The organism is Christiangramia aestuarii (assembly GCF_009735585.1).
GTDB classification, from domain to species: Bacteria; Bacteroidota; Bacteroidia; order Flavobacteriales; family Flavobacteriaceae; genus Christiangramia; species Christiangramia aestuarii.
Genome location: NZ_VJVW01000005.1, coordinates 224,581 through 244,647, shown reverse-complemented (window position 1 = coordinate 244,647; position 20,067 = coordinate 224,581). Strand labels below are relative to the sequence as shown.

The window sequence follows — 20,067 nt, the reverse complement described above, 5'->3', positions numbered from 1 at the left end:
TAACTAACCTTTTAAGGTGGCTATAGCAACGGGGCTCACCTCTTCCCATTCCGAACAGAGTAGTTAAGCCCGTTAGCGCAGATGGTACTGCTATCATTGTGGGAGAGTATGTCGCCGCCTTCTTCTTGAAAACCCCTTCAGTTCGCTGTAGGGGTTTTTTTATGTGCTAATATTTCTTCTACACCCAAGCTATTTCAGATTACTATATCTTAAATAAAACAATTCAAATCAAGTTACACATAATACATCTTAGCAATTACTTATTATGTAGTATTATCATGTACTAAAAAGGATGGCCAAGTATCAATTAAATACCTTTCCTATACCTAATTTCTTCAGAAATGGAGCCTCTTTAAGATCCCCGAAATGCCATAGGAACTGAACTTACCGGAAATACTCTTAATTACCAGCAGTATTATCCGTTCAATGCGGGTTATACAGTTAAATAAATGTGGATAGGGAATGGAAAACCACTTAGCTAGCGAAACATTTTCCGTCCCAAGCAACACAGGTCATGCAGCCTATCTCCTGAAATTGGAATAGGAAAAAGAGTTAATTGAAAATTATAGTTAATGCTACATGAGTATTTGCTTATAGGCTAAGATGAAAAAGCCTTTTGAGCAGCTGGTGTAATTGGGGCTGTAATTGTCTATTTCTTGAGCAAATTTCTCTAAAATAGATCAATATCCAGCTATTAATCGAATAAAGCTTTGATGATGGTCATGATGCCTTTGAAGATCAAAAAGATAGAGGCGAATGTGGCCAGGAGACCGAATATAAGAACAGGAATATAAAGAGGATGTTCCTGGTTATTGAAGGCGTTATATAAGACCGAAGGCCCGATCATTGCTAGGGGCAATGCCCCAGCCAGGTATTTGATCCCGGTGGAAAGTACTTTTTTATTGGTATGTTTCATATTATTCAACTGTATAGAATGTAGAGTCGACTTCCGAAAGGCGAAAATAACCAAAAGGATAATTTTCAGGATTTGTCCTGTTCACTATATTTCCTTTTACCGTTGCCGGCATGGTCTCGAAGGGACCACCATCATTTTCACCTACCTGTGATCTCAAAATGAACAGGTATTCATAATAGCTTCTTGAGATTCCCTGAATTTCAATACGAATGAGGTCTCCTTCAGCAATATCTTCATTAGAATAATATCCAAAGATCTGGTTTCCATTGGTGAATTCATCTTCATAAAATTCCAGGGTCACATCTTCATTATAGAATTTAAAGAGATAATAGTTCTCTTCATCTGCAGGATCTGTATAATAAGCCTTTACTTCGATCTCGTCCCCGGCAAATCCTCCCGATTCGGTTTGCTCAACAAAATCTATGGAGGTGACCGGCATCATACTTTCTGAAGCGGTATATGTCTGTCCTTCATGAATTACTTCGAGATCATAACTGGCATTTAGCACAGGCTGGAAACTGGAATTGATATATTCCCCGTTGGCAATATGATTAAATTCATAGATATCCCCATTTTCTGCTATAACTCTAACGATGGCATTTTCAACAGGATCTGTATCCTCCTGGTAAAAAGGCACGGTTTCAGAAATTCTTATTCTCTGTTCCTCGCCTTGGGTTCCTTTTAACCAGACAATGGAGGCTTCGATCACAAGTCTTGGTTCGCTTTCTTCCAGTTCAAGATCTATCACTTCCTCACAGGAGAATAAAGCAAAACTAAGTATAAGTACCGAAAGATATTTTATTGCCTTTTTCATCTAGAATTTGAAATTATAGGTTACGGAAGGTATGATCCCGAATAATGAAAGTTTTACTGCCTCGTTCTGCATGGTTTCAGAATTTTCCCTGAAACTTATGGAATAGGCATTTTTGCGGTTGTAGATATTATAGATGCCGAAGTTCCAGGAAGACTTAAAATCCTTATGCTTGTTAACGCCGGGGTTAAAGGTAGCGGAAAGATCCAGCCTGTGATATGCCGGGAACCTGTCTCCATTTCTTTCGCCGTAAACAGGAATGGTCACTCCTTCGTATTCGTACTGAGCCGTAGGGTAGGTAGTAGCCAGGCCTGTCTGGAATATGAAATTAGCATTGAGTTGCCACTTTCTATTTAGATCGTAACTCCCGGTAATGGTAAGGTCATGGGTCTTGTCATAATTAGCGGCATACCAGTCGCCATTATTGATCCCTGGCTCATCCGGAGTGCGGCCCGGAGTTCTCTGTTCAGACCTTGAAAGCGTATAAGCAAGCCAGCCGGTGAACCTTCCTTTATTCTTTCGAAGAAGTAGCTCCAGTCCGTATGCTCTGGACTCTCCGTTAAGCACCACACGTTCTATGGCATTATTCGCAATAAGATTGGCGCCATCTATATAATCTATACGATTATCTATTTGCTTATAAAAGGTCTCTACCTCCAGGGAGTATTCACTCTCTTTAAAATTCCTGAAATATCCAATGGCATACTGGTCCAGTAGCTGTGGTTCTATGAATTCACCGCTAGGAGTCCATACATCTAAAGGAGTTGGAGAACTGGTGTTGGAAATTAAATGCAGGTACTGTACCATTCGGTTGTAACTGGCCTTGATGGATTCAGAATCGTTCAAAGCATAAGAAAGAGCGATACGTGGCTCCAGGTTGGTGAAGGTTTCCAGAATCTCTCCTCGCGAAGATTCAATGGTTTCCAGTATATCAGCTTCCCGGTAAATATCTCTTTCGGCATCATACTCAACCGGATTATTGTTTTCATAAACATTTATTTCATCCTGTCCCAATCTGAAGAAATTGCTGAGACGTAACCCGTATTCTGCTGAGAAATTGTCGCTAAATCTGTGTTCCGAAGATATATAAAGCGCATTCTCCAAGGCATACTTATTGGTTAATTTGAAATAGTTGATGCCTGAATCTTCATCGATAGGAGAGATCTCCCCGGGGTTGAACCTGTAGTAGGTATTTTGGATCCCGTATTTGAGTTGCACCTGGTCGTTGATATAATGGTTAAAATCATATTTGATATTAAGGTTCCTGATGCCACTGTCCCAGTTGAAGCCAACGAAATTCAGATTCAATCCATAGTAGTAATCACTATAGATCACAGACAGGTTGGTAAAAATATTGTCTGAAAATATATGGTTCCAGCGCAGGTTAAGCACCGCGTTACCATAGGTATTCTCAAAATTCTGACTTATGTTGAAAACGTCCCGGCCAAAATATCCTGAAAGCAGGAGCTTGTTCCGGTCATTCAGATTATAGCTCAGTTTAGTATTAAGGTCATAAAAGTATGCGGAGTTCTCGTTATCGGTAAGTTTCAGAAAAAGGTGGGCATAAGAACTTCGGCCACCAATCAGGAAAGAGCCTTTATCTTTTACGATAGGTCCTTCAGCAAGCAAACGACTCGAAACGGCACCGATGCCACCCTGCATCTTAAATTCCTTACTGTTCCCGTCACGCTGGTAAATATCCAGAACCGAAGAAACCCTTCCGCCGTATTCCGCCGGGATACCACCTTTATACAATTTAAGGTCCTTGATTGCATCTGGATTGAATACCGAAAACAATCCGAAAAGGTGAGAAGAGTTATAGATCGTTGCTTCGTCCAGAAGAATAAGATTTTGGTCTACCGCTCCTCCTCTTACATTAAAACCAGAAGAACCCTCGCCGGCATTGGAAACCCCGGGTAGTAACAATAAGGACCTCACCACGTCTACCTCTCCAAAAACAACGGGAAGTTTCTGGATGGTTCCAATTGATAATTTATTCACGCTCATCTCGGGCTTTTTAATATTCAGACCCTCGTTATTACTGGTGATAACGACCTCCTCAAGATTTTCTGAAGATTCAGTCAACGCAAAATCGAGCTTTTTATCTGAATCTAGCTGGATTCTTCTCTGCACACTCTGGTAGCCCAGGTAAGAGATTTCAATTAGATATTCTCCTTCCGGTAATTTTATCGAATAATAGCCATAGTCGTTGGTAACAACCCCGGTATTTGCCTCGGGAACTATCAGGTTAACCCCAATGAGGGTCTCATTACTGGAGGCATCGGTGACCACACCATTCAGGGTGTAGGTTTCCTGGCTAAAGGCCTCACTGCCAATTAAAAATACTAACAGTAGAAGGAAATGTCGCAAATTGAAGTTTTAACCAAAAATATCATTTAAGCGCTTAATAAAAAAGTTTAAGCTTCGCCAAACCTGATATTAACTTTTGTTTTATTATTAAATCTGAACAGAAGCAGGAAGCTTAGAAACAGGCAACTGAAAAGGATGACTGCAAGCGGGACAGAACTTGAAGTATGGAAAAGGCTCACCAAAAAAGAAGTGAACGCACCAAGGATCATTTTAAGACTTCCAATAAGCGCTGAAGCCCTTCCGGCTTTTTTCTCAAAAGGCTCCAGGGACAGGGCAGTGGTATTGGGGTTTTGAAATCCCAGCAGGAAGAGTACAAAGAACAGGGTAACGATTGTAGGTAAAAATCCCAGGTCAAAGATGGCGATTACCAGGAATATTCCTGAAAGGATTACCAGGATCACAGAGTTGAACAGGGTGATCTTCAGGGTGGTGAATTTTCTGAGAAATAGCCTGTTTATCTGGCTTCCCAGGATTAGCCCACCGGCATTTAATCCAAAGAGCAAACCGAATTCTTTCTGGGAAAGATCAAAATTTCCCATAAAAAGCTTGGGTGCATCTGAGATATAGGCAAACATGGCGCCGATGGCAAAACTGCCTGAAAAAGCAAAGCTCCAGAATTTTGAGTGGGTGAGTATACCAAAATATTTTATCGCTACCTGTTTAGGTTTAAGGTCTACCTTTTTATCAGGGACGATACTTTCAGGCAAAAACCTGGTCACGCTGAAGATCATGAGTAAACAAAAGACCGCGAGAAAGAGGAAGATCATTTCCCAGCCGAAGGAATCTATGATCAAACTTCCCACGGTAGGAGCGATAATAGGGGCTCCGCCCATAATAAGCATCAGGACCGATATGGCCCCGGCAACTTCATGTACCGGGAAAACATCCCTGACTATGGCCTTTGCTGCGACCATTCCAGCGGCGGCACCCACGGCCAGGAAGAACCTGGAGACTATCAACCATTCCAGGTTTGGAGAGTACATACAGCTTATAGCAGAAAGGAAATAAATTCCCAGGCCGATGAGTAAAGGTTTTTTTCTTCCGAATTTGTCCATGATAGGACCATAAGCCAGCTGCCCAATGGAAATACCTATAAAATAGCTGGTAAGGGTAAGGCCTATCTTGCTGATGGAGGTATCAAAATCTTTCGCGATACTGTCGAAGCCCGGCAGGTAGGCATCTATGGAAAACGGGCCCAGGGCGATCAAAGTCCCCAGTACCAGAAGAATGATATTTTCCTGCTTTTTATTTCTCCCTTCAGAATTCTGAACCATTTTGCAAATTTCTGCAAACATGTAATCCTGTTCTAATTTCATGCAGGCTTTAACGAAAGATTAAACTATTTCGATTTAGCTTAAAATCTCTATATAAGCAGCGATTCGAATATATTGTGCGACCTTTGCCAATATTGATCCAATCGAGCCGATTTCTCGATGGAAAAGTAAATTCTGAAAATAGATGTCCTTTAAAAAACTGAATGCTCCCCTGAAGGAGGCCATTAAAAATGTAGGTTACGAAGCACCAACCCCTTATCAAAAGAGGTTGCTACCCAAAATTAAAAGCGGTGCAGACCTTTTTGCGATTGCCCCGGAAAATAGCGGGAAGACAACGGCCATGATCATTAGCGTTATTCAGAAATTAAATTCTGAAGCTTTTGAAGATTCTCCAAGAGCGCTCATCTATGTTAAGAACAAGGAAGCAGCCTTAGAGCTAAAAGAAAAATTCGAAGCCTTTACCGGTGATATGAATCTACGAATATACTGCGCCTACGAAGAACAAAATATAGAAGACCAGAAGGATGATATCTATTACGGAATGGATATAGTTATCGCCACGCCTAAAAGACTCGCTAAATTATTTTCAATGACCGGGATCCACCTGGGACAACTTCAGCTTTTTATTCTCGAAGATGCTGAATTCATGTCTAAACCTGGTCTTTTCGAAGATGTGGTTAGAATTCCTCTTAGTATCAACAAGTGCCAGTACCTGGTTTTCGCCGAAAAAATGAATCCTAAGCTGGAGAGGTTAAAAGAGCTTTTTATGGAAAAAGCTTACGTAGTGAAGGCTTAGGAAATAAAAAAAGCCCTGTAAGAAACAGGGCTTTATAACAAATTATATAGTTTGAATTATGCGTTGGTAGCCAAAATCTCATTCAGTTTCTGGCTAGGACGCATTGCTTTTTTAGTAAGCTCCTCATCTGGTTCGTAATAACCACCAATATCTACCGGAGATCCCTGAGCATCCAGCAGATCCTGTAGAATTTTTTCTTGGTTGTCTTCCATCATCTTGGCAACTCTTCCAAAGTAGATGTTTAGGTCTGTATTGCTCTTTTGCTTGGCAAGAGCTTCAGCCCAGTATAAAGCCAGGTAAAAATGGCTACCACGGTTATCCAGTTCGTTCACTTTCCTTGAAGGAGATCTTCCCTCGTTCAGGAATCTTTCGGTCGCTTCATCAAGAGCCTCAGCAAGTGTAAGCGCTTTTGAATTATTGTATTTGTTACCCAGGTGTTCCAGAGAAACTGCCAGGGCCAGGAATTCTCCAAGGGAATCCCATCTTAAATGTCCTTCTTTCAGAAATTGCTGTACGTGTTTTGGAGCAGATCCACCGGCACCGGTTTCGAATAATCCACCACCATTCATGAGCGGCACTATAGAAAGCATTTTAGCACTTGTACCTAATTCCAGAATAGGGAAGAGGTCGGTAAGATAATCTCTAAGCACGTTTCCGGTTACAGAGATCGTATCTTTTCCAGCTTTCACTCTTTCTAAGGTATATTTAGTAGCTTCGGTCACATCCATGATCTTGATCTCAAGACCTTCTGTATCGTGATCTGGAAGGTATTTATTTACCTTTTTGATCAATTCAGCATCATGGGCTCTGGTCTTATCCAGCCAGAAAACTGCCGGCATACCTGTTGCTTTAGCTCTTCTAATGGCAAGCTTGATCCAGTCCTGGATAGGAGCATCCTTCACCTGGCACATTCTCCAGATATCTCCTTTTTCAACTTTATGCTCAAGAAGAGTATCTCCATTAGAATTGATAACCTTTACCACTCCATTACCCGAAATTTCGAAGGTTTTGTCGTGAGATCCATATTCCTCAGCTTTTTGGGCCATCAAACCAACGTTAGGAACAGTTCCCATGGTGGTTGGATCGAAGGCACCGTGCTCTTTACAGAAATCGATGGTTGCCTGGTAAAGACCTGCATAACTGCTATCTGGGATAACTGCCTTGGTATCCTGAGTTTTATTGTTTTTATTCCACATCTGGCCTGAAGTCCTAATCATGGCGGGCATGGATGCATCGATAATGATATCACTAGGTACATGCAGGTTGGTAATTCCTTCATCTGAATTTACCATCGCAATATCCGGTCCTTCCTGCAGGTCTTTTTCTATCGCTGCTTTGATCTCGTTTCTTTTGTCTGCAGGTAAATCGTCTATGGCTTTTAGAACATCTCCAAGACCGCTGTTAGGATCGGCTCCTGCTTCTTCCAGTTCCTTACCATATTTTTCGAAAACATCTTCAAAGAAAACCTCTACTGCATGACCAAAGATGATAGGGTCTGATACCTTCATCATCGTAGCTTTCATATGCAGTGAAAAGAGAACGTCCTTTTCCTTTGCGTCCTTCACTTCTTCACGAAGGAATTCCAGAAGTGCCTTTTTGCTCATTACTGAAGCATCGATCACTTCTCCTTTTAGTACTTTTAGATTGTCCTTTAGAACTTTCTTATCACCAGCTTCTGAAGTGAATTCGATCTTAAGCGTGTCTTCAGCTTCCATGGTGGTAGACTTCTCATTAGACCTGAAGTCACCCTTACCCATAGTAGCAACATGGGTCTTGGAATCTGAACTCCATTCTCCCATGCTATGTGGATTCTTTTTAGCGAAATTCTTTACGGCTTTAGGAGCACGTCTATCGGAATTTCCCTCTCTTAATACCGGGTTTACCGCACTACCCTTAACCTTGTCATATCTGGCCTTGATCTCCTTTTCTTCATCGTTAGAAGGTTCGTCTGGATAATCTGGAATAGCAAAACCTTTACCTTGTAGCTCAGCGATCGCATTCTTAAGCTGTGGAATGGATGCGCTGATATTTGGAAGTTTAATGATGTTAGCCTCTGGTTTCTTAGCCAGTTCCCCCAGCTCTGCCAGGTCATCAGATACTTTTTGATCTGCCTTTAGGTAATCTGGGAATTGTGAAAGAATTCTTCCGGCTAAAGAAATATCACGGGTTTCAAGGCTTACTCCTGCAGCTTTGGTGAAAGCCTCAATGATTGGCAAAAATGAGTAGGTTGCCAGCATGGGAGCCTCATCGGTTTTGGTATAAATGATTTTTTCTTTCTGTGACATTTGTATGTTTTTGGTTGCGATTTATTCAAAGAAAACCCCGGGCAATTCCAGGGTAATAACTCATGCGCAATATACAGTTTTTAGACCTTTTATCCTAGATATAAAGGGCTTCTCACTTGTTAAGAAATCATAAATAATGCAATAAAAAAAGCCATTTCATCTTAATTGCTAAAATGAAATGGCTTCATTTGAAACAGCAAATTATCACTCTGATGATAAAAAGCGTTTTAAGCTTTCTTTGGAGTGCTGCTTCAAACATGATTTAATTTTAAAGGAAGTAAAATTAAACCAAAGTCGCTTTTACCTTTCAAACTAATTTTGATGATTCAAAATCTATAGGTGTTATATAGAAGGTAAAAACTGTATGTAAAGAACTTACTTTACGGGAAAATCGTCATCACTAAAAATTCTTTTGTCATTCTAATTTTGCCGAATTTTCACTTATAAAGATAAGCATAAAGGTTTTTTTAGGGAAGTGATTTAACATTTTTAAGGCCTTATTTCCAGAAAAATATAAGCACAAAAAAAGCCCCGAATTTTCGGGGCTTTTGGATAATCCTGTAAAGAATTATTATTTTCTGATCGCTTCTTTAATACGAGCTTTCTTACCGGTAAGACCTCTAAAGTAAAAGATTCTAGCTCTTCTAACGCTACCTTTCTTGTTAACCTCGATCTTCTGGATAGCAGGAAGGTTTACAGGGAAAATTCTCTCTACACCTACAGTACCACTCATTTTTCTAATGGTAAAGGTTTGAGAAGCTCCTGTTCCTCTTTTCTGGATCACAACTCCTCTAAAGAACTGTGTTCTGGTCTTTTGACCCTCTTTAATTTCGTAATAAACAGTGATAGTATCACCTGCTGCAAATTCCGGTAGATCTTTTCTTTCTACGAATTCGTCCTGAACGTATTTTACTAACGATTCCATTTTAAATAGTTTAAAGTAAAATCCAAAACAACATTCACGGTTATCGCCAGAGGTTATTTTAGAATGAGTGCAAAATTAAGCAATTTATATTATTGTCCAAGGCTTTAAAAGAAAAATTTACTCATCTTCTAGAAGATCGGGTCTGAGCCTTTTAGTCCTTTCGTAGGCGGCATCTTCTCTCCAGGCCTCGATTTTTGGGAAATTTCCCGACGTAAGTACTTCCGGTACTTTCCAGCCTTTATATTCCGCTGGCCTCGTATATACCGGCGGGGCAAGCAGGTTGTCCTGAAAAGAATCGGTAAGGGCAGAGGTTTCATTCCCCAGAACTCCCGGGATAAGCCTTATGATCGAATCACATAATACTGCAGCTCCCAGTTCACCACCAGACAACACGTAATCCCCAATCGAGATCTCTTTGGTAATGAACTGGTCTCTTACACGTTGGTCTACTCCCTTGTAATGCCCGCATAGAATAATGATGTTCTCATGCAGGGATAGCATATTGGCTGTTTTTTGCTGAAGTCTTTCCCCGTCTGGAGTCATATAGATCACTTCCTGATATTCCCTTTCGCTCTTCAGTTTGGAAATACACTTGTCTATAGGCTCTATCATCATCACCATCCCGGCACCTCCGCCAAACTGGTAATCATCAACCGTCTTGTAATTATCGGTAGTGTAATCTCTAAGATTGTGTAAATGAATTTCTACCAGTCCCTTTTTAATGGCTCTCTGAAGTATGGACGCTTCAAAAGGGCTTTTCAGGATATCTGGTACTACTGAGATTATATCAATACGCATTCGTTAGAGTTGAAGTTCAGCAATTAAAATGCTGAAAGATTATACGTTACCGCTGGCCTTATTCTTTTCGTCCTGAAGCATTCTGCCAAGACGCTGTTCTTTTTCCAGGGCTTTGGTCCTGTAAGCGTCAAATTCCTTTTCGGTCTCGCTTAGTTTTTGCTGGGCATCCTTGGTCGCGGCATTTGAACTTTTAAACCTGAAGAACAGGATTAGAAGTATCACTACCAGGGCAGCTACAATACCCCACATCATGGATTTATATCCTCCTTTGCTAAAAGGCATCCCTAAGAACATCAGGGCATCTTTTTCTTCAGAAACCCTTTTCAGGTCTTCCTGGGTAGATTGAAGGTCACTTTTTAGTTTCTGGATCTCGTCATTTTGCTGATCTACAGTATTCTTCTGAATTATGATCTCCTCTTTTAATTCAGAGATATAGTTTCTGGTAGTATTCCTTAATTCAATAAGCTTGTCATAATCTACTACCTTGTATCCCTGGTAGTTGTTCGATTCCTGGATCAAAGCCGAAAACTCATCCTGGATAGGAGTATCGGTCTTAAGGCTGTCTGCCTGGGCGTTCATCTGAAATACACTCGCAAGAACAAATGCGACTACTAAGTAAAGTTTGCTACTCATTTTTTTGGGGATTGATTGTGTTTGGTTCATAAAAAACAACGAGCGAATAGTGGGGTTAGTATATTTCAGATTTTCGGGAAGAGATTCGCTTTTTGTAAATTTTAAATAGGTTTGAATCAGTTTTTTAATCTTTTTAAAGTGCTGCAAAAATAAAAAAACCCCGACAATGGCGGGGTCTTTTTCTTTAAAAATTATACTATCCTAATAATAGGTGTACCGTCTTACTTTCGCTATGTATTTAGCGAGTCTTATTACCTGGTGGCTGTAACCATATTCATTATCATACCATATATAAAGGATCACGTTTTTACCGTCCGCCGATACGATGGTAGCGTTGCTGTCGTAAATAGCCGGGGCAGAGGAGCCAATGATATCTGAAGATACCAGCTCGTTGTCTACAGAATACTGTATCTGCTCAACCAGGTCGCCTTCAAGGGCATATCTTTTAAGGATACCATTCACATCTTCCAGGCTGGTTTCCTTTTCTACTTCCAGGTTTAAAATGGCAAGTGAACCATTAGGCACGGGAACACGAATCGCATTAGAAGTTAGTTTGCCTTCAAAAACAGGCAGGGCTTTAGAAACGGCCTTGCCTGCACCGGTTTCGGTGATCACCATATTTAGTCCGGCCGCGCGACCTCTTCTGTATTTATTATGCATATTGTCTACCAGGTTCTGGTCGTTGGTATAAGCATGTATGGTTTCCAGGTGACCGTGGATAACTCCAAGGGAATCCTGTACCGCCTTTAGAACCGGGGTGATGGCATTGGTCGTACATGAGGCTGCGGAAAAGATATCGATCTCATCTGGGTTATGTTCCTTTTGGTTTACCCCGTGAACGATGTTTGGCACTCCTTTACCTGGTGCGGTAAGCAGTACTTTAGATGCACCCTTGGAAACAAGATGCCTGCTTAATGCTTCTTTATCTCTGAAGGCTCCGGTGTTGTCTATTACCAAAGCATCCTTGATACCATATTTAGTGTAATCTATATCTTCCGGCTGATTGGCCGAGATCATATGAACGGTAGTTCCATTCACGATCAAAGCAGAGTTTTCCACGTCGATGTTTACGGTTCCGCTAAATGGTCCGTGAACCGAATCGCTCTTTAATAAAGAGGCTCTTTTCTCCAATACGCTCTGGTCAACTTTACCTCGGGTTACAATAGCCCTAAGCCTAAGCTGATTTCCCTTTCCGGTCCTGGTCATCAATTCTCTGGCTACCAGTCTACCAATCCTTCCGAAACCATAAAGCACTACGTCTTTTGGTGTTACGGTATCGGTCTCTTGGGCTTCGTTTAGTTTGTTGGAAACAAATGCCATGGCATTGCTATGTGGCTGCCCGTCCAGGTGATATTCATAGGTTAATTTACCTATATCTAGCTTCGCCGGTGGCATTTTGAGGTCTTGTATAGCCTTGGCGATCTCTACTGAATCGAAAATAGAGATAGGTTTCCCAACGAATTCGCCTGCGTATTCATGAAGGTCCAGGATGTCGCTCACATTTCTGTTAATAAGCTGGTTTCTGAATAGCACCAACTCAATAGATTTGTCGTACCACAGGTCACTCACGATATTGATGAATTCTACGGTAGCTTTACGGCGATCTGCCTGGAAAGAAAGTTCCTTTTCGTAAACTTTATTAAAGTCCATGTTAAGTTATGTTGTTATAAATTTTCGCCAAAAGTATATATTTCAAACGTTTTCGTAAAAACTTTTCACAATAAAAAACCCTTCCGTTCGGGAAGGGTTTGTATTTCCTGAAATGGCGATAAATTATCTCCAGATCATACGTTGTTTTTCTCCTTTCTGGTTGTAATAAAGGATCACAATAGGATTGGATTTTGGACGGTTCTGCATGATCTCCTCCACATCTCTTACCGAAGTCACTTTCTGACTGTTAATTTCGGCGATGATGCCTCCTACAAGATCTGCTGAAGGTAGATTGTCTGCCAGCATCCTGTTGATACGTACCCCATTTGGCGCCTGGTATGCTTCCAGCTCTTCCTTGGTGGCATTGGCCACTTCAAGGCCAAGGGCAGGAATTCTGTAAGTACTAAGTTTGGTAAGCTTAACGTTCACCTGCTTTTCCTTGCCGTCACGAACTACTTTTACCAGTACTTCGTCGCCAGGTCTTTTGGAATTAATATAACCGGTAAGATCTGAGAATTTATTAATCTCAATATTATCTATCTGCTTGATGATATCCATCTGGCGCAGGCCTGATCTCTCGGCACCACTTCCCGGGGTTACTTCAGCAACGATCACTCCCTGCGAGGTGCTAAGATCTAATTCCCTTATTACATCATCGTTGATGCTTCTTCCACGAATACCTAGGATACCCTGCTGTACATCGCCAAATTCCATGATATCTTCCACAATTTTACGGGCATTATTAGAAGGCACGGCAAATGCATATCCTATATAACTTCCACTTGGGGAGCTAATTGCGGTATTGATCCCGATAAGTTCTCCGTTGATATTTACAAGCGCTCCACCACTGTTACCCGGGTTGATAGCCGCATCTGTCTGAATAAATGACTGTGGTGAGTTATCCCTCATGTTGAGATCCCTGGCTTTGGCCGAAATGATTCCGGCAGTTACCGTAGATTTCAGGTTAAAAGGGTTTCCTACTGCCAGTACCCATTCACCAATTTCCATATTATCTGAATTCCCGAACGGGATATATTCCAGGTCCTCATCTGGGTCTACCTTAATAAGGGCGATGTCTGATATGGGATCGCTCCCAACCAATTCTGCCTTGTAGGTTTTATTATTGTTTAAGGTCACCTCTATTTCACTGGCCCCATCTATTACATGATTGTTGGTCACGATATATCCATCTGGGGTAATGATCACGCCGGAGCCTGCTCCCTGCAAGGCCCTTCCGCTATTGTTGTTGCTATATGGATAGTATTCCCAGATGCTTCGGGGACCGCTTTTGAACACAGCCACATTCTTTACGTGAACCACAGCGTGCACGGTCTTTTCCGCGGCTTCGGTAAAATCTGTATTCATACCATAAGCCCGGCTGCTGTTGCTAACTGGTACAAAAGAACTTTCTGTGGTGTTTTGCTGGCTGGTGTTCTGGAACTGCATTTCATCCTCGAAAAACAGTTTGTAGCTTCCTAAAGTTAGGGCGCCTCCCAAAACAGAGACGACTAGTAGACTTGCTATTTTTTTCATTTTCGGATGTTGTTTTTATTAGTAAACCTTTAGAATATCTTAATATTATGCTTTATTCGGTATTTTAACGACCATTTAACAACCCGGATTTCCTGTTCAAAATTGTATATTTGTGCCACTTTCAAAATGACTTATGAAGCTGACATTCTATAAATATCAGGGTACCGGGAACGATTTCGTGATGATCGACAATCGGCACCTAAAAATATCCAAAAATGATACCAAATTGATCGGCCGCCTGTGCGATAGAAAATTTGGCATAGGGGCAGACGGCCTTATCCTGCTGGAGAATTCGGAAGATTCTGAGGACGATTTCAAGATGGTCTATTTTAATGCCGACGGAAATGAGAGCAGCATGTGCGGAAACGGCGGTAGATGCCTGGTGGCGTTTGCAAAGTTTCTTAATATTATTGAAGATTCAGCCCGTTTTACCGCTATAGACGGAATTCATGAGGCAGTTATCAAAGACAGCCTGGTAAGCTTGAAAATGCAGAAGGTGGCAGAAGTGTCTTCGAATGAGGATTTCTTGTTCCTGGATACGGGTTCTCCTCATCATGTGGCTTTTTCTGAAAATATCGGTTTAAAGGACATCAAGAAGGAAGGAGCTGCAATTAGGTATTCCGACAGGTATGGAAATGCCGGCACCAATGTGAATTTTGTCGAAGCCATCTCTGCAGATTCTTTTTCAGTGAGAACTTACGAAAGGGGAGTAGAAGATGAAACGCTTTCCTGTGGTACAGGAGTCACTGCTGTGGCCATTGCTGCCTATGAATCTGGGAAGACCAGTTCTGAAAAAGTAAAACTGATCACTCCGGGCGGCGAACTTTCCGTTAGCTTTAAAAAGACCGAAAATGGTTATGAGGATATCTGGTTATCCGGGCCGGCCGAACAGGTATTTAAAGGTGAGATTGAATGTTAACACTCAAAGGAGAAAAAGTATATTTAAGAGCCCTGGAGCCCGAGGATCTGGATTTTGTTCATAAGATAGAGAACAATGAAGATTTCTGGGAGATCAGTTCTACCCAGACTCCTTATTCCAGGTTTTTAATAAGACAGTATATAGAAAATGCCCACCGCGATATTTTTGATATCAAACAGTTAAGACTGGTGATCTGCACCAAGCGTGGCCGCCAGGTGGGACTCATAGACGTTTATGATCTGGAACCAAGAGATAAACGCGCGGCCCTGGGGATCCTGATAGCAGATAAAAAAGACCGTAAAAAAGGTTTCGGTTCAGAAAGTTTAGCCTTGCTTTGCGACTATTGTTTCACCCACCTGGGATTACACCAGGTGTATGCAAATGTTACTGCGGGAAACAAGGATAGTATGCGTGTTTTCGAGAGCAATGGCTTCCGGAAGGTAGGCTTAAAAAAGGACTGGACGCTGTTCAACGGTAAGTATAAGGATGAATGGCTTTATCAATTAATAAGTAATGTACATTAAAAAAATAATTATCGCTATCACCATAATCGGGGTGATCGCGCTTGGCTTTTTCGGCTATTACGTATATAACAGTATCTTTTCTTCGAATACCAGTTTTGAGAAGAAGGAAGTGGTCTATATTCCCACAGGAGCGAATTTTCAAACCGTCGTGGACTCTATCAGGCCCTTGTTAAAAGACCTGGAATCTTTCAGCCTGGTTGCTCAAAAAAAGGGATATGCCTCTAATGTGAGGCCGGGAAGATATGTCCTGGAACCCGGAATGAACAATAACGAGTTGGTTAACCGACTTAGAAGCGGGAATTCACCGGTCAAGGTAGTCTTTAATAACCAGGAGAGACTGGAAGACCTGGCTGGACGTATCTCCAGCCAGATCGAGGCAGACAGCCTGGAACTTCTTAATTCATTCAAAGACGAGTCTTTCCTGGAGGAGAATGGCTTTGAGGAAAGAACAGCTATTGGAATGTATGTTCCTAACCAATATGAGTTCTACTGGAATACTTCGGCAGAAGAATTCCGCGAAAGGATGAAAAAGGAATACGACAGGTTCTGGAGTCAAAGCAGGCTGGAAAAGGCCAAAGAAATTGGCCTCACTCGAAAGGAGGTCATCACCATGGCTTCTATAGTTCAGAAAGAAACTGCGAAGGTAGACGAGCGCCCAAAAGTTGCCGGTGTCTATATGAACCGTTATAAAAACGGATGGAAGCTAGATGCAGACCCTACCGTGATCTATGCCATAAAGGAAAAGACCGGGAATTTTGATACCATCATCAAGCGGGTACTTTATAAGGATCTGGAACTGGATTCGCCTTACAATACTTATAGATACAGGCAGATCCCTCCGGGACCAATCTGGATGCCCGATATTTCTTCTATAGATGCGGTTTTAAATTATGAGGATCATGATTTCTACTATTTCGTGGCCGATGTGGAAAATTTCGGCTATCATAAATTCGCCAAAAACCTGGCGCAGCATAACCGGAATAAGCAGGAATATATCCGGTGGATAAACAAACTGGGAATAAAAAGATAGGCCTGCCATTTATCAGGAAATATTAACCTTTTGACCTCTAAGGAGTTATTGTTTCGTTAAAAGCTCCAGAACTTTAAAAAAGCTTTAACAGCCTGTAATTCAAATTATTAAAATTTGTTATACATTTGCCCGGCGAATATGAAAGGGGCACGACTTATGATTAAGCTCTGCCGGTAACCTTTCAAAAACCGAAATGATGAGAAAGAAAATTGCAAAATTTTCAATCTTGCCTCTTGCAGCAGGCTTTGTATTTTTTAGTTTTTCAACTAAAGAGGCTGCAAAACTAGATCTGGAGAATTACTCCACTTACGATCTGGATCTGGAATATACCGTACCCGATCTTCGGGACGAGATAGTTCCGGAATTCGAGATCTCTCACACCTCACCTTTCCTGGGGAAATCTTATGTAGGTTTTAAAGAAGCCCTGGCCTTCAAAGAGTCTGGGGGAGACTACAAGACCATTAACGAATATGGTTACCTTGGGAAATATCAGTTTGGTAAAGGAACCTTGAAGCTTGTAGGAGTTTATGACACCGTAGGTTTTATTAATTCTCCTGCCTTACAGGAAGCTGCCTTTTATGCTAATGCATCCAGGAATAAATGGATCCTGCAAAGGGATATAAAGCGTTTTGTAGGTAAGACCATTAATGGGGTAGAGATCACTGAATCTGGTATCCTTGCGGCCGCGCATCTTGCAGGTCCTGGGAGTGTAAAGAAATATCTGCGTAGCTGGGGAGCTCAGGCCTTTAGTGATGCCTTTGGCACCACGATCAAGACCTATATGAAGCGTTTTGGTGGTTACGATGTTTCTTTCGTAAAGACCGTGAAGAACGCACGTGTAGATTTCGATAAATTATCTGCTTAAATATCTTTTTGAATAATAAATATGGCCGGTCTCTTATGGAGATCGGTCTTGATATTCTTCCATTCAGAAGCGGTCGCGGTTTTTATAAATTCCGTTTCTAGCGTTAGGTCGCAGGCCACGCAAATCCTGGTAGATGGATGAAGGTTCTGTATTAGGTCTTCAAGAAACTTCATATTTCGGTAAGGAGTTTCAATAAATATCTGCGCCTGGTTCTTTTCTAGCGAGATCCTTTCCAGTTGCTTTATCTCATTTTTACGATCCTTTTTGTCTATAGGCAGGTACCCGTGAAAAGTAAAGCTTTGCCCATTCATCCCGCTGGCCATCATGGCCAAAAGAATAGAAGAGGGGCCTACGAGTGGCACCACCTGGATATTAAAACGATGAGCGAGTTTAACGACCTCGGCTCCGGGATCGGCGACTCCGGGACATCCCGCTTCACTTAGTAAACCCATATTTTTTCCTTCCTTCGCAGCATTCAGAAAGCTGGGAATCTCTGAGGCTTCCGTGAATTTATTTAGTCCGTGCAGTTTTAGCGCAGGCTGAGATTTCTCGGGAAGTATTTGTTTAATGAATCTCCTGGCAGACTTTTCATTTTCAACGATAAAGTCATCGATCGAATCTATGATCCGGGCATTTATTGGCGGAAATACCTTTTCAGGATTAGAATCCCCAAGATTTACCGGGATGAGGTATAATTTGCCGTAGGAATTTTTGGAACTCATAGGGTTCCGTTTTCAAGTTTTTTGGCTATCTCTTCGCAGGCTTCATCAAGCATCTGGTAAACATTTTCGAATCCCTGCTCACCACCATGATAAGGGTCTGGCACATCCACGTTTTCTGAAGGGAAGATTTCGTTAAGGATCAAATGGACCTTCTGGCGATCTTCATCGTTTCTGGCCATCGACATCACATCTCTGAAGTTGGAATTATCCATCACGAAGATATGATCAAAATCGTCAAAATCTTTTTCAGAAAATTGTCTTCCGCGCTGATCGGTTATATCCAGATCATATCTGCGGGCAGTGGCGATGGAACGCCTGTCTGGTTCTGAGCCTATATGCCAGCTTCCGGTGCCTGCAGAATCTACAAACACTTTGCTTTGATCTACCTTGGATTTTAGAATACCTTCGGCCAGGGGTGATCTGCAAATATTGCCGAGACACACCATCAATACCCTGGTTTTCATATTATATTTTTTATAGAGTAAGCTTTTTGTTGAGGTCTTCAACAAATTTCTTGAATTGTTTGTCTGTGGTTGCCAGGTTATCTACGGTCTTGCAGGCATGCAATACTGTGGCGTGATCACGGCTTCCAATTTGTGAGCCTATACTGGCAAGTGAAGCCTTGGTAAATTTCTTCGCAAAGAACATCGCCAATTGTCTCGCCTGTACAATATGTCTTTTCCTGGTCTTGGACTGCAGGGTGTCTACATCCATCTGGAAGTAATCGCTTACCACCTTCTGAATGTAATCTATAGAAACCTCACGTTTAGTGTTCTTAACGTAGTTGTCTACGATTTTTTTAGCGAGCTCAAGGGTGATATCCTTTTTGTTGAAGGAGGAGTGAGCGATCAATGAAATGATGGCGCCTTCCAGTTCTCTGATGTTGGTTTTGATGTTGTTGGCAAGGAATTCAACGATCTCCTCTGGCATTTCAACACCATCACGGTAAAGCTTGTTCTTGATAATAGAAACACGGGTCTCAAAATCAGGATGCTGAAGTTCAGCTGAAAGTCCCCATTTGAATCTTGACAGCAGGCGTTGTTCAATATCCTGCATGTCTACCGGTGCCTTGTCACTGGTTAGGATCACCTGTTTCCCATTCTGGTGCAGGTGATTAAAGATATGGAAAAACACATCCTGGGTTCCGGCCTTTCCGGAAAGTAACTGGATATCATCCACTACAAGTACATCAATGATCTGGTAGAAGTGAATAAAATCGTTACGATTATTTTTCTTTACAGACTCTATATATTGTTGGGTGAATTTTTCTGCCGAGATATAAAGAACTGTCTTCTCTGGATATTTATCTTTTATTTCAACACCAATTGCGTGGGCAAGGTGCGTTTTTCCCAGTCCAACACCTCCAAATATTAGCAGGGGGTTGAATGAGGTTCCTCCGGGCTTGTTCGCTACAGCCAGCCCTGCCGATCTTGCGAGTCGGTTAGATTCCCCTTCCAGGAAATTCTCAAAGTTATAGTTCGGGTTAAGCTGGGACTCGATCTTTACATTCCTTATTCCGGGAATGATAAAAGGGTTCTTAAGCTCCGGGCTTTTATTCTTGATAGGTACATCTACTTCCTGCGATGCCATCTGTGATCTTTGCGTGCTGGGGATCTTTTCGGTAAATGGTAATTTGTTACCGTAAGTGTTCTCCATCTTAATTACATAGACCAGTTTTGCTTTTTCGCCTAGTTCACGGGTAAGTGATACTTTTAGGAGTTTAACATAATGCTCTTCTAACCATTCGTAGAAAAACTTAGATGGCACCTGAATGCTCAGGGCACAATCTGTAAGTTTCACTGCTTGGATAGGTTCAAACCATGTTTTGTATGCTTGAGGGGTAATGTTATCCTGAATAAATGACAGACAGTTATTCCAAACCGATTGCGCAGTTTTTGACATTATTTGTTAAACGTTAATTAAGGTTAGTAGTAAGTTATTCTGGTAGTTGGAAATTACTTGGTTTCCCAACTTGAGCGAAGCAAATATGTGAACAAAAAATGTAAAAAAAAAACC

At 41.6% G+C, this 20,067-nt stretch carries 18 protein-coding genes and 1 rRNA gene; 6 read left to right on the top strand and 13 right to left on the bottom strand.

Going from position 1 to position 20,067, the window contains the following annotated elements; genetic code table 11:
- Positions 1–12: 12 nt before the first annotated feature.
- Positions 13–123: ribosomal RNA gene (rrf, locus tag FLP08_RS13940) — 5S ribosomal RNA — on the top strand.
- A gap of 571 nt (positions 124–694) precedes the next feature.
- On the opposite strand, the gene FLP08_RS13935 is transcribed toward rrf, so the two are convergent.
- From FLP08_RS13935 to FLP08_RS13920, 4 genes are read right to left on the bottom strand one after another with little or no spacing between them, the layout of a single operon-like run.
- The gene (locus tag FLP08_RS13935; RefSeq protein ID WP_156277562.1) at positions 695–916 is read right to left on the bottom strand and encodes a DUF6095 family protein; all 222 of its coding nucleotides are present in this window, start codon (positions 914–916) and stop codon (positions 695–697) included.
- Between the two features lies 1 nt (position 917).
- A complete protein-coding gene (locus FLP08_RS13930; RefSeq protein ID WP_156277560.1) occupies positions 918–1,730 on the bottom strand; it encodes a DUF4249 domain-containing protein in 813 nt (270 codons plus the stop codon).
- Positions 1,731–4,097, bottom strand: a complete 2,367-nt coding sequence (locus FLP08_RS13925; protein ID WP_156277558.1) for a TonB-dependent receptor — start codon at positions 4,095–4,097, stop codon at positions 1,731–1,733.
- A 47-nt stretch (positions 4,098–4,144) separates the two neighbouring features.
- The gene (locus FLP08_RS13920; RefSeq protein WP_238388503.1) at positions 4,145–5,392 is read right to left on the bottom strand and encodes a multidrug effflux MFS transporter; all 1,248 of its coding nucleotides are present in this window, start codon (positions 5,390–5,392) and stop codon (positions 4,145–4,147) included.
- 163 nt (positions 5,393–5,555) lie between these two features.
- Between FLP08_RS13920 and FLP08_RS13915 the strand changes: the two genes are divergently transcribed.
- On the top strand, positions 5,556–6,167 hold the full coding sequence (locus FLP08_RS13915; RefSeq protein ID WP_156277556.1) for a DEAD/DEAH box helicase: 612 nt from the start codon (positions 5,556–5,558) through the stop codon (positions 6,165–6,167).
- Between the two features lie 56 nt (positions 6,168–6,223).
- On the opposite strand, the gene FLP08_RS13910 is transcribed toward FLP08_RS13915, so the two are convergent.
- The 6 genes from FLP08_RS13910 to FLP08_RS13885 all read right to left on the bottom strand — a co-directional run bounded on the left by FLP08_RS13910 (position 6,224) and on the right by FLP08_RS13885 (position 13,991).
- On the bottom strand, positions 6,224–8,452 hold the full coding sequence (locus FLP08_RS13910) for an NADP-dependent isocitrate dehydrogenase (protein ID WP_156277555.1): 2,229 nt from the start codon (positions 8,450–8,452) through the stop codon (positions 6,224–6,226).
- A gap of 571 nt (positions 8,453–9,023) precedes the next feature.
- Positions 9,024–9,377, bottom strand: coding sequence for a 50S ribosomal protein L19 (gene rplS / locus FLP08_RS13905; protein ID WP_156277553.1), 354 nt, complete (start codon positions 9,375–9,377; stop codon positions 9,024–9,026).
- A gap of 117 nt (positions 9,378–9,494) precedes the next feature.
- A complete protein-coding gene (trmD, locus tag FLP08_RS13900; protein ID WP_156277552.1) occupies positions 9,495–10,175 on the bottom strand; it encodes a tRNA (guanosine(37)-N1)-methyltransferase TrmD in 681 nt (226 codons plus the stop codon).
- A gap of 39 nt (positions 10,176–10,214) precedes the next feature.
- Positions 10,215–10,808, bottom strand: coding sequence for a hypothetical protein (locus FLP08_RS13895; protein WP_238388502.1), 594 nt, complete (start codon positions 10,806–10,808; stop codon positions 10,215–10,217).
- Positions 10,809–11,009: 201 nt separating this feature from the next.
- On the bottom strand, positions 11,010–12,458 hold the full coding sequence (locus FLP08_RS13890) for a glyceraldehyde-3-phosphate dehydrogenase (RefSeq protein ID WP_156277548.1): 1,449 nt from the start codon (positions 12,456–12,458) through the stop codon (positions 11,010–11,012).
- A gap of 123 nt (positions 12,459–12,581) precedes the next feature.
- Entirely contained in the window at positions 12,582–13,991 is a 1,410-nt protein-coding gene (locus tag FLP08_RS13885) for a trypsin-like peptidase domain-containing protein (protein ID WP_156277546.1), read from the bottom strand.
- Positions 13,992–14,124: 133 nt separating this feature from the next.
- Between FLP08_RS13885 and dapF the strand changes: the two genes are divergently transcribed.
- The 4 genes from dapF (at position 14,125) to FLP08_RS13865 (ending at position 17,329) form a co-directional block, all read left to right on the top strand.
- Positions 14,125–14,910: a diaminopimelate epimerase gene (gene dapF, locus FLP08_RS13880; RefSeq protein ID WP_156277544.1), complete on the top strand. Its 786-nt coding sequence runs from the start codon at positions 14,125–14,127 to the stop codon at positions 14,908–14,910.
- Complete coding sequence (locus FLP08_RS13875; protein WP_156277542.1) at positions 14,904–15,434, top strand: GNAT family N-acetyltransferase; 531 nt, start codon at positions 14,904–14,906, stop codon at positions 15,432–15,434. Before dapF ends, FLP08_RS13875 begins: the two co-directional genes overlap by 7 nt.
- The gene (gene mltG / locus FLP08_RS13870; protein ID WP_156277540.1) at positions 15,424–16,464 is read left to right on the top strand and encodes an endolytic transglycosylase MltG; all 1,041 of its coding nucleotides are present in this window, start codon (positions 15,424–15,426) and stop codon (positions 16,462–16,464) included. The genes FLP08_RS13875 and mltG overlap by 11 nt, the downstream gene beginning before the upstream one ends.
- Positions 16,465–16,660: 196 nt before the next feature.
- Positions 16,661–17,329, top strand: coding sequence for a peptidoglycan-binding protein LysM (locus tag FLP08_RS13865; protein WP_156277591.1), 669 nt, complete (start codon positions 16,661–16,663; stop codon positions 17,327–17,329).
- Here the strand turns inward: FLP08_RS13865 and FLP08_RS13860 are convergent.
- Genes FLP08_RS13860 through dnaA form a run of 3 tightly spaced genes read right to left on the bottom strand, consistent with a single transcriptional unit; the run spans position 17,326 to position 19,953 of the window.
- Positions 17,326–18,051 carry an SAM-dependent methyltransferase gene (locus tag FLP08_RS13860; RefSeq protein ID WP_156277539.1) on the bottom strand — a complete coding sequence of 242 codons (726 nt, stop codon included), beginning with the start codon at positions 18,049–18,051 and terminating at the stop codon, positions 17,326–17,328. The two genes, FLP08_RS13865 and FLP08_RS13860, sit on opposite strands and share 4 nt — an antisense overlap.
- A complete protein-coding gene (locus FLP08_RS13855) occupies positions 18,048–18,515 on the bottom strand; it encodes a low molecular weight protein-tyrosine-phosphatase (RefSeq protein ID WP_156277538.1) in 468 nt (155 codons plus the stop codon). The genes FLP08_RS13860 and FLP08_RS13855 overlap by 4 nt, the downstream gene beginning before the upstream one ends.
- Before the next feature lie 10 nt (positions 18,516–18,525).
- Positions 18,526–19,953, bottom strand: a complete 1,428-nt coding sequence (dnaA, locus tag FLP08_RS13850; protein ID WP_156277536.1) for a chromosomal replication initiator protein DnaA — start codon at positions 19,951–19,953, stop codon at positions 18,526–18,528.
- Positions 19,954–20,067 lie beyond the last annotated feature (114 nt).

Coding starts and splice junctions, on each gene's coding strand:
- FLP08_RS13890 (WP_156277548.1), bottom strand. CDS start 12,458: ATGGACTTTAATAAAGTTTACGAAAAGGAACTTTCTTTCCAGGCAGAT.
- mltG (WP_156277540.1), top strand. CDS start 15,424: ATGTACATTAAAAAAATAATTATCGCTATCACCATAATCGGGGTGATC.
- rplS (WP_156277553.1), bottom strand. CDS start 9,377: ATGGAATCGTTAGTAAAATACGTTCAGGACGAATTCGTAGAAAGAAAA.
- FLP08_RS13895 (WP_238388502.1), bottom strand. CDS start 10,808: ATGAGTAGCAAACTTTACTTAGTAGTCGCATTTGTTCTTGCGAGTGTA.
- trmD (WP_156277552.1), bottom strand. CDS start 10,175: ATGCGTATTGATATAATCTCAGTAGTACCAGATATCCTGAAAAGCCCT.
- FLP08_RS13855 (WP_156277538.1), bottom strand. CDS start 18,515: ATGAAAACCAGGGTATTGATGGTGTGTCTCGGCAATATTTGCAGATCA.
- FLP08_RS13865 (WP_156277591.1), top strand. CDS start 16,661: ATGAGAAAGAAAATTGCAAAATTTTCAATCTTGCCTCTTGCAGCAGGC.
- FLP08_RS13875 (WP_156277542.1), top strand. CDS start 14,904: ATGTTAACACTCAAAGGAGAAAAAGTATATTTAAGAGCCCTGGAGCCC.
- FLP08_RS13915 (WP_156277556.1), top strand. CDS start 5,556: ATGTCCTTTAAAAAACTGAATGCTCCCCTGAAGGAGGCCATTAAAAAT.
- FLP08_RS13935 (WP_156277562.1), bottom strand. CDS start 916: ATGAAACATACCAATAAAAAAGTACTTTCCACCGGGATCAAATACCTG.
- FLP08_RS13930 (WP_156277560.1), bottom strand. CDS start 1,730: ATGAAAAAGGCAATAAAATATCTTTCGGTACTTATACTTAGTTTTGCT.
- FLP08_RS13885 (WP_156277546.1), bottom strand. CDS start 13,991: ATGAAAAAAATAGCAAGTCTACTAGTCGTCTCTGTTTTGGGAGGCGCC.
- dnaA (WP_156277536.1), bottom strand. CDS start 19,953: ATGTCAAAAACTGCGCAATCGGTTTGGAATAACTGTCTGTCATTTATT.
- FLP08_RS13910 (WP_156277555.1), bottom strand. CDS start 8,452: ATGTCACAGAAAGAAAAAATCATTTATACCAAAACCGATGAGGCTCCC.
- dapF (WP_156277544.1), top strand. CDS start 14,125: ATGAAGCTGACATTCTATAAATATCAGGGTACCGGGAACGATTTCGTG.
- FLP08_RS13920 (WP_238388503.1), bottom strand. CDS start 5,392: ATGTTTGCAGAAATTTGCAAAATGGTTCAGAATTCTGAAGGGAGAAAT.
- FLP08_RS13860 (WP_156277539.1), bottom strand. CDS start 18,051: ATGAGTTCCAAAAATTCCTACGGCAAATTATACCTCATCCCGGTAAAT.